The organism is Allobosea psychrotolerans (genome assembly GCF_002917105.1).
Classification (GTDB): domain Bacteria; phylum Pseudomonadota; class Alphaproteobacteria; order Rhizobiales; family Beijerinckiaceae; genus Allobosea; species Allobosea psychrotolerans.
In genome coordinates this window covers 1-1,378 of sequence record NZ_PQFZ01000052.1, presented here as the reverse complement: position 1 = coordinate 1,378, position 1,378 = coordinate 1, and the positions used below count along the sequence as shown (strand labels likewise).

Annotated in this window: 2 protein-coding genes; both read left to right on the top strand. The window is 65.7% G+C overall.

What is annotated here, in order from left to right; genetic code table 11:
* On the top strand, nucleotides 1-801 hold an 801-nt coding region (locus CYD53_RS29750), incomplete at its 5' end, for an ABC transporter permease (RefSeq protein WP_103721674.1).
* Nucleotides 801-1,378, top strand: a 578-nt coding sequence (locus tag CYD53_RS29745; RefSeq protein WP_146056050.1) for an ABC transporter permease, incomplete at its 3' end; no start/stop codon positions are given. The genes CYD53_RS29750 and CYD53_RS29745, both read left to right, overlap by 1 nt.

The window sequence follows — 1,378 nt, the reverse complement described above, 5'->3', positions numbered from 1 at the left end:
ATCGCCGAGCAGCTCGGCCTCAACCGCGCCCTGCCCATCCAGTACGCCGAATGGCTCTGGCGCATGCTGCGCGGCGATTGGGGCCTGTCCTATCGCGACCAGCAGCCGGTGCTCCATATCATCGGCTCCCATATCGGGGCGACGCTGGAGCTGATGCTGACCTCGACGCTGCTCGCCATGCTGCTCGGCGCCTGGATCGGCATTCTGGGCGCGATCAAGCGCTATTCGCTGTTCGACAGCCTGGCGACGATCGGCGCAATGATCGCGCTGTCGATCCCGACCTTCTGGTTCGGCCTGGTCGTGATCTATGTCTTCTCGGTCGGGCTCGGCTGGCTGCCTTCGGGCAATCGCTACACCATCGGCGACGGCTCCTTTCTCAATCAGATCCACCATCTGATCGGGCCCTGCATCGTGCTGGCCCTGGTCTCGACCGCGGTCTGGAGCCGCTACATGCGTTCCTCCATGCTCGAAGTCGTCAACCAGGACTATATCCGGACCGCCCGCGCCAAGGGCCTGCCCGAACGCAGCGTGCTGCTGCGCCACGCCTTCCGCAACGCGCTCCTGCCGATGATCACCATCACCGGCCTGCATGTGCCCACCCTGCTCAGCGGGGCGCTGGTGACGGAGACCGTCTTCACCTGGCCGGGCATGGGCCGGCTCTTCCTCGATTCGATCAGCTATCGCGACTATCCGGTCGTGATGGGCATCCTGATGTTCACCGCCGTGCTCGTCCTGCTCGGCAGCCTGATCGCGGATCTGCTCTACGGCATTGCCGATCCCCGCATCGCGAGGAACGGCTGATGAGCAACTCCGAACTGATCAGCACCGCGGAGCCCCGCCTGGCCCCGCCGCCGAGCTTCTGGAACAGCCCGGGCTTTCGCCGTTTCCGCCGCCACAAGCTCGCGGTCTTCGGCGCGACGGCGATCGTCCTGATGACGCTCGCCTGCATCATCGGGCCGCTGCTGCTGCCCTATAACGACACCTTCATCGACATTCGCCAGCGCTTTGCCCCGCCCTTCTCCGGCCCGCATGTGCTGGGCACCGACCCGCTGGGGCGCGACATCCTCGCGCGCCTGCTGATGGCGGGACGCATCTCGCTCGCGGTCGGCTTCTCCGCGATGGTGATCAGCATGGCGATCGGCATCTGCGTCGGCATGGTCGCCGGCTTCTATGAAGGCGTGATCGGGGCCACGCTGATGCGCTTCGTCGATGCGATGCTGTGCTTTCCCTCGATCTTCCTGTTGCTTGCCATCTCGGCGCTGATCTCGCCCTCGGTGCCCTCGATCGTGATGCTGATCGCGATGACCTCCTGGATGGAGGTGGCGCGCGTCGTCGAGGCGCAGATGCGCTCGCTGCGCACGCGCGATTTCGCCGTGGC